Annotated in this window: 10 protein-coding genes; 6 read left to right on the plus strand and 4 right to left on the minus strand. The window is 64.3% G+C overall.

The genetic code is table 11. From position 1 onward, the window contains the following. Positions 1 to 274, plus strand: a 274-nt coding sequence (locus V7D81_RS11820) for a HupE/UreJ family protein (RefSeq protein ID WP_324316725.1), incomplete at its 5' end; no start/stop codon positions are given. A gap of 267 nt (positions 275 to 541) precedes the next feature. Further along, positions 542 to 1,030, plus strand: coding sequence for a hypothetical protein (locus tag V7D81_RS11825; protein WP_324316726.1), 489 nt, complete (start codon positions 542 to 544; stop codon positions 1,028 to 1,030). A 266-nt stretch (positions 1,031 to 1,296) separates the two neighbouring features. Here the strand turns inward: V7D81_RS11825 and V7D81_RS11830 are convergent, their stop codons facing one another. Continuing rightward, positions 1,297 to 2,286 (minus strand): threonine ammonia-lyase, encoded by a 990-nt coding sequence (locus V7D81_RS11830; RefSeq protein WP_324316727.1) that lies wholly within the window; start codon positions 2,284 to 2,286, stop codon positions 1,297 to 1,299. Between the two features lie 131 nt (positions 2,287 to 2,417). Between V7D81_RS11830 and V7D81_RS11835 the strand changes: the two genes are divergently transcribed. The 4 genes from V7D81_RS11835 to V7D81_RS11850 all read left to right on the plus strand — a co-directional run bounded on the left by V7D81_RS11835 (position 2,418) and on the right by V7D81_RS11850 (position 4,554). Then, on the plus strand, positions 2,418 to 3,569 hold the full coding sequence (locus tag V7D81_RS11835; protein ID WP_324316728.1) for a DUF6607 family protein: 1,152 nt from the start codon (positions 2,418 to 2,420) through the stop codon (positions 3,567 to 3,569). 110 nt (positions 3,570 to 3,679) lie between these two features. Then, complete coding sequence (gene hemP, locus V7D81_RS11840; protein WP_324316729.1) at positions 3,680 to 3,880, plus strand: hemin uptake protein HemP; 201 nt, start codon at positions 3,680 to 3,682, stop codon at positions 3,878 to 3,880. A 108-nt stretch (positions 3,881 to 3,988) separates the two neighbouring features. After that, positions 3,989 to 4,285, plus strand: a complete 297-nt coding sequence (locus V7D81_RS11845; RefSeq protein ID WP_324316730.1) for a hypothetical protein — start codon at positions 3,989 to 3,991, stop codon at positions 4,283 to 4,285. Then, positions 4,255 to 4,554: a hypothetical protein gene (locus tag V7D81_RS11850; RefSeq protein WP_324316731.1), complete on the plus strand. Its 300-nt coding sequence runs from the start codon at positions 4,255 to 4,257 to the stop codon at positions 4,552 to 4,554. Before V7D81_RS11845 ends, V7D81_RS11850 begins: the two co-directional genes overlap by 31 nt. Before the next feature lie 77 nt (positions 4,555 to 4,631). Here V7D81_RS11850 and V7D81_RS11855 read toward each other — a convergent pair whose 3' ends face one another. From V7D81_RS11855 to flgA, 3 genes are all read right to left on the minus strand, one after another. Then, positions 4,632 to 5,117: a flagella synthesis protein FlgN gene (locus V7D81_RS11855; RefSeq protein ID WP_324316732.1), complete on the minus strand. Its 486-nt coding sequence runs from the start codon at positions 5,115 to 5,117 to the stop codon at positions 4,632 to 4,634. Between the two features lie 18 nt (positions 5,118 to 5,135). Then, complete coding sequence (flgM, locus tag V7D81_RS11860; RefSeq protein WP_324316733.1) at positions 5,136 to 5,444, minus strand: flagellar biosynthesis anti-sigma factor FlgM; 309 nt, start codon at positions 5,442 to 5,444, stop codon at positions 5,136 to 5,138. A 279-nt stretch (positions 5,445 to 5,723) separates the two neighbouring features. Then, the gene (gene flgA, locus V7D81_RS11865; RefSeq protein WP_324316734.1) at positions 5,724 to 6,419 is read right to left on the minus strand and encodes a flagellar basal body P-ring formation chaperone FlgA; all 696 of its coding nucleotides are present in this window, start codon (positions 6,417 to 6,419) and stop codon (positions 5,724 to 5,726) included. Positions 6,420 to 6,599 lie beyond the last annotated feature (180 nt).

A 6,599-nucleotide genomic window follows, 5' to 3' on the forward strand; every position in this document is an offset into this window, starting at 1 on the left:
CGCGGCGGGAATGCGCATGCCCGTCGTCGCGAGTGCCGTGCTGGTTGGCGTGTTCGCGATCTTTCATGGCTATGCGCATGCTGTCGAAGCGCCTGCGTCGACGCTCGGTGTGTACGCGGCCGGCTTCGTGAGTGCGACGGTGACGTTGCACGTGCTCGGTGTCGCGGCCGGTGCGTTGCTGGCGCGACAGGCAACGCCGGGGGCGCAGGTGCAGGTCGGTCGTGTCGCCGGTTCGCTCATTGCGGTGACGGGCGCGGTGCTGCTGCTGTTCTGAAGGTCGTGGCTTCTTTATCTTCCTGTGGGGCCGGCTTCAGCCGGCCTCCGCTTGTAGGTCAGGCTTTAGCCTGACTCCTTAGAAGAGGCCGGCTGAAGCCGGCCCCACAGGAAGAAAGAAGGCTCCCACTGCACTGTGATTTCAGGCAGTTGTAAATCAAATGAGAATGACTATCATCTAGCCACCAGCCAGCCCCACCGCGGTACACGTTCTGTTTCGCCGCCGAGGTCGCCAGCCATTGGTTCCTGTCCAGTGAGCGGCGACGCGATGGATTCCTCCTCCGACATCTACGGGCTGTCATCGGCCGAGCGGTTCGTCATCTGGGGTCTGCGGCTCGGCCTGTCGCCACAGATTTCCGGCGACACCGCGCGCGAGGCATTGATCACCGGCTTTCGTGCTGCGCGGGTGAGCGCGGCGCTGCCGTACTTCAATGAAGTCACCGACGCGCTCGCAACGATCTGGCATCAGTTGCACTACGTTCCGGAGATCCACTGCACCTGCTGTTCGTGCATCGGCCACGAGGAATGGCTGCTCATGCAGGCCATCGCGGCGCTGCAGTACCGCGACGTGTCGCTCGCCGTTCGCTATCTGTCGGCGATGCTGCCGGAGGCGGGCGTGCGCATCGTGCTGCATCGGGCGATGCACGTCGCCGCGATCCTGAGTTCGGCGGGCTGGACGTTGCGCTGCGTGCGGCTCGATGCCGTGAACGCATCGAGCTTCGCGATGCCGGGCGACGGCGCATCGCTGCTGCACTGAACGGGCCGAAAAACTGTGCTGGCTGAGCCGGGGCCTGCGCGTCGTCGAAACCTACGATCTCATGCGCGAATGCGACGCCGTCGCGCGCCTCATCGGCGGTCTCTACCGGCGCTGCACCGGCCGGCTGTTCTACGGCTGCGTGCAGTTGCGGTTCGATCCGTAGGAGGAGGGGAGAATGGCCGCAAAAGGCGCAAAAAATCACAAAATCGGAATCAGAGATCTGTTCTGACTCTGCGTTCTTTTGCGCCTTTTTGCGGCCATTCTCTTCATCTCATCGGCCGCGACAGCGCCTCGCGATACAGCGCCGGATCGACATTGCCGCCGCTGAGGATGATGCCGACCGTCCTGCCGCGAATGTCGAGGTCGCCGTAGAGCAGGGCGGCGAGGGCGACGACACCGCCGGGTTCGACGACGACTTTGAGTTCGCGCCACGCGAAGGCGATGGCATCGAGGGCCTGGTCGTCGGTGACGGCGAGTCCGCCGGCGAGGCGCTGCTGGTTGATGGGAAAGGTGATCGCGCCCGGCGTGTTCGGCATGAGCGAATCGCAGACCGTGCGTGCGCCGGGTGGATTGCTTTCGCGCTTGCCGGAGCGCAGCGAGCGGGCGGTGTCGTCGCAGGCGGCGGGTTCGACCGAATACAGCTTCGTCTGCGGACTCACCGCCGACAGCGCCAGTGCGCTGCCCGCCATGAGACCGCCGCCGCCGCAGGGCGCGAGGAACAGGTCGAGATCGCGGTTGACGAGTGCACGCGTCTGCGCCGCGAGTTCCAGTGCCGCGGTGCCCTGGCCGGCGATGATGTGCGGATCGTCGTAAGGCGGCACGACGACGGCGCCGCGTTCTCGTGCCAGGTCGCGGCCGATCTGTTCGCGATCCTGTGCGTGACGATCGTACGTGACGATCTCGGCGCCCATCGCGCGCGTGTTGTCGACCTTGATGGCCGGCGCGTCGGTCGGCATCACGATGGTGGCGCGAATGCCGAGACGTTGTGCCGCACCGGCGACGCCCTGTGCGTGATTGCCGGAAGACCAGGCCACGACGCCGTGCTTGCGCTCCGCGGCATCGAGCTGCGAAAGACGGTTGTAGGCGCCGCGGAATTTGAACGCGCCGCCGACCTGCAGGCACTCGGCCTTGACGAGCACGGTGGCGCCGAGTCGTTCGTCGAGAAGGCGGTTGCGCAGCACGGGTGTGACCGTGGCGTGACCGGCGATGCGTCGGGCGGCCTCGAGGACATCGGCAGCAGCAGGTTCGGTGGACACGGCAGATCCTTCGATGGCTGGGATGACATGACTCCGGCGCGGGCCTTGCGCGCGCGGGCACAAATGATAGTTACTGTGCGCGACTGTCGTCACCGCACACATGCAAGCTCGATGGAGGGCGAACTGTGATGATGAGACTGTGCTGGAACGTCCTGCTGGTATCTGCTGCGCTGTGCGTGCCGGCACTGGGACAGGATGCGTATTCAGGAAAGCCGACGGGCGCCGCTGTGCCGCGCTACACATTTTCCTGGCCGCTCGATGGCAGCACCGTGCAGCCGCGCGGCGGCACCACGAAGGGCGCGCCGGTCACGCTCGATGCCGAGCCGTCGGATGCATGGAAGGCATTGCAGGCGCCCGGCCTCGCGGCTTTCGAGCGCGATCGTCGCGCCATCCTGGCGATGGCGGGTACGTATCGCGTAACGTTCGATTTCCTCGAAATCACGCCGTTCAAACAACTCGACAGGCCCAATGCGCCCTACCAGTCATGGGGAACGGAAAAGGTCTACGTCGACAGCGACGACGGCAAGTCGATCAGCCTCGTGCACATTCTCGAGATGCGCGTGGTGATGAAGGACGGCTCCATCAGCGAGCCGATGATCACCAAGCACTGGCGTCAGGACTGGCGCTACGAGCCGGAGTTCATCGTCGAGCACAAGGGGCGCGACCGCTGGGAGCGGCGGCGCGTGACGAGTGCCGAAATGAAAAACGCCTGGAGCCAGACCGTCTATCAGGTCGATGAATCGCCGCGTTACGCGAGCATCGGTCGCTGGAATCATTCGCCCAGCTTCTCGACCTGGCTCAGTGCCGAGACGTGGCGTCCCCTGCCGCGCCGCGAATGGAGCGTGCGCGATGACTATCAGGTACTGATCGGCACGAATCGTCACACCGTCGAACCCACGGGCTGGGTCCAGGAAGAAAACAATCTCAAGACCGTGCTGACCGCCGAGCGGACGATCGATCCATCGAATCCGTACGTCGCGCGCGAGTATGGTGTCGCGCGTTACGAGCGCATTCGAGAGGCCGACTTCGCTGGCGCGGATCGTTACTTCGAGAAGACGAAAGCGTTCTGGAATCAGGTGCGCGATGCCTGGTCCGACGTGTTCGCGAAGCAGGGCAGTGCAACGTTGCGCGGACCGGTCGACAAGCTCGGCCTCTTCGCGCCGTTGTTCGAGCAGGCGGATGCGATCGAGGCCGGCAGCGGCGCCGGTGACAACGCAACGGTGATCCGCGAGGCACTCAAGGACATGGGTGTGGCTGTGGGGCCGGCTTCAGCCGGCCTCTGAGGAGTCAGGCTGAAGCCTGACCTACAGTCTGAGGCCGGCCCCACACGTCCGCGTCCCGTCCAATAGAATTCCTCTTGCTTTGTTATTGAGACTCATTATCATTTGCATCCATGGACGCGATCACAGCCAAACCCCCTATCCGCTCTGCGGATATTTCATCGCCGGCCCCGGGGCTGACCCGTGGGCCGGCGATTCCTTGTGTTCGTTCCGACTCGCTGTTCGGGCGGTCGAGAGAAATCCTGATCGAGCACGGCGGCTGTTATTACCGGCTGCGGCTCACGCACAGCAACAAGCTCATATTGACCAAGTAACGAATCCCAGCCCGCTCGCAGGCGCGTGACGCCACGCGCGCCTGCTCAGCCAGCTACCGCATCGCTGCGGCGATGAAATCTTCCACCGCAGGGTGACGAGGTAGCGGCATGAACATCCTGAATCCACTTCTTCTTTTCACGGCGAGTGCAGTCGCACTCGCATTCGCCTATTCGGCAATGCCGACGCAGCGCTGGTGGCCGCGCCCGTTGCCGACATTTCCCGCGCAGGTCACCGCTGCACTGGCGGCGCTCGTGGCCTTGCGCGGCTGGGTCGAAGTGCTCGGAGCGGTGCAGGGTGGACTGACCTGGCTGTCCACGCTCGCCGTGCCGCTCATCGTTCTTGTGAGTCGCCCGCTGAACCGACGAGGTGATGGATGCCAGCATCGCAAGCTCCCCGCTGCCTGACGCGGGTCATGATCGACGACGATTGCGCCCTCGAAGTGGCGCAGCTGCAATCGGTCATGCATCGCATTCAATGCATGCTTCACGACGTGCCGCAGGCGCAGCGCGAATACATCGCCAACGCACTGCTCAATCTCGCGGTATCGCGGATGTTGAAGGAAGAAGGGCACTCGCAGACCGCGAGCATCCTGATGCGGCTCGGCGATGCGGTCGGCAGTGGCGATGTACCGCCGCCGGAGCGGCCGGTGGATCTGTCGCGGATGAACGGGTAGGACTTTTCTTCCTGTGGGGCCGGCTTCAGCCGGCCTTCCGGATAAGAAGTCAGGCTGAAGCCTGACCTACAGGAGAATCAGACGCGCGCGATCACGCGATCGCTGCGGCCCGTCGTTTCGTACGCACCCTTGCTGCCGTACACCTTCGGCTGACTGGCGCGGCCGGTGATGACGCCGAGCATGCCTTCCACGCGCTTCAGGCGCGCAGTGACGAGGGCACCGTTGCGATCATTGAGGCTGCGGCAATGCGCCGCACGCTGGGCGCACGCGGCCCAACGGGTCTTGAGCTGGCGCGAGGGATCGCACCAGTTGAGAAGCTTGTCGAGTCCCGCGGCGTCGGCCGACACATTCATCATGCGGCACAGCGAGCGGCGTTCGTCTTCGATGGCGATCAGTGCGGCGATGCAGCTCTGGCGCGCTTCGCCGGCCTTCTCCAGTGCTTCGACGTCGTTGCTCGTCAGGAACTCGTGTTCCTGGTCGAGCAGTTCTTCCAGGCGCGACAGCGTCGCGGCTTCCTCGGCGAGGAGCCGTTCGAGCGTGTCGCGGCAGATGCGTGGGTCCACGTGGGTGAAGTCTCCGGATTAGCGGGCGCCCAGTTCCTGTTCGGTGCGCAGCAGCTTGTCGGCAATGCGCTCCGCATCGACCTGGTAGCGGCCTTCTTCGATCGCGCGGCTGATCTCGGCGACGCGGGCTTCGTTGACGATCGGCAGGCTGTTGACTGCCTGTTCGAGCGAGGCGAGCTGGCGTGCCTGACCGGTGATCTGAACCGGATTGCTGCCGGCGACCGCGGTTTCAACCGGCGCAGCAGATCCTTCACCGGCGCGCGACACCGTCTTGTCGGTGCCCGTCTGCACGGGACGGTTCTGAAAGTCACTGATCTTGATGCTCACGGTCGGCGCTCCTGTACTCCACGAACCCTGTAGCGGCCGCAATTCTGAGAACTTTAACAAGTTCTTCCGCGGGGACCTTAGCAGGGCCTTAGGGCAAACCCGCAAACGCCGGTTTGCGGAGCACAGAATAGGTAAAACGGAACGGCAGCGGCGCGATTCGGCTCGCAGATTTGCCGGCTGCATCGCGTGACGCAGTGCGCGCAATGAGTGCCGCCGCAGGATTCGCCCTTCGGGGTTTCTCCTCATGTCAGCGGATTGACGCACCGGCGACTGTCTCATTCAGAGATCGACCCTGACGGTGGAGGAGTTTTCCACCACGCCTTCGACAATCTTGCGCGACGTCACATTCTGGACGCGGATGCGTTCCTTCTCGCTGCCATCGGACAGCGCCTGTCCCTGGGCGCGGATCTCGAAAGGACCGGTCGAGGCGAGCAACGTCACCGACTGGCCGCGACGGACGAGCACGTCGGGTGCCAGTACTTCAGCGGTCAGCGGCGATCCTGCCGGCAGCGCGCGACGCAGCCGTCGACCAGCCAGATTGCCGGTATCGCTGATGAGTCCGGCGGCGAAGCCGCTCAGGCGTCGTGTCTGCAGTTCCACGTCGGCTGCGTCGACCGGCGAGCGACGCGGCAGTGCACGCCGCAATACCAGCACCTGCGCTTCGACTTCGATGGTGACCGGAACGAAGATCGACCAGGCGGGCGACGCACAGCGCACACCCACGGTCGTTCGCGCAGTGCCGGGCATCGTGCCGGGCAATGTCGTTTCCAGTGGCGTTGCGCATTGTGCGAGCCGCAGGCGCGGATCGAGACGCGACGCCGTGACGAAGTACTTTGCTTTCGTTTCCGGAAGCAAGGCCGTCACGCCGTTTTCCGCGGCGGACTGGATGGAATCGAGCGACTGGATCTGCGCCTGCGCCGTTGCGCAGGTGCTGAAGAACAGCGTCACCAGAATCCAGCGGAACGAGATCGACACTTTGTCTGCTTCCTCGAAATCGCCATCGCATTGACGGCTGCGGAAGAGAAAGCAAATGCGGTGCCAGCGTTGGTGCGCCTGCGCGTGAGTCGGACGAACCGTGACGCGAGTCACTCCGGCTTCCGTCTGTAGGTCAGGCTTCAGCCTGACTGTTTTCAGGCCGGCTGAAGCCGGCCCCAC

This window comes from Povalibacter sp., assembly GCF_036735925.1.
Taxonomy (GTDB): Bacteria; Pseudomonadota; Gammaproteobacteria; order Steroidobacterales; family Steroidobacteraceae; genus Steroidobacter.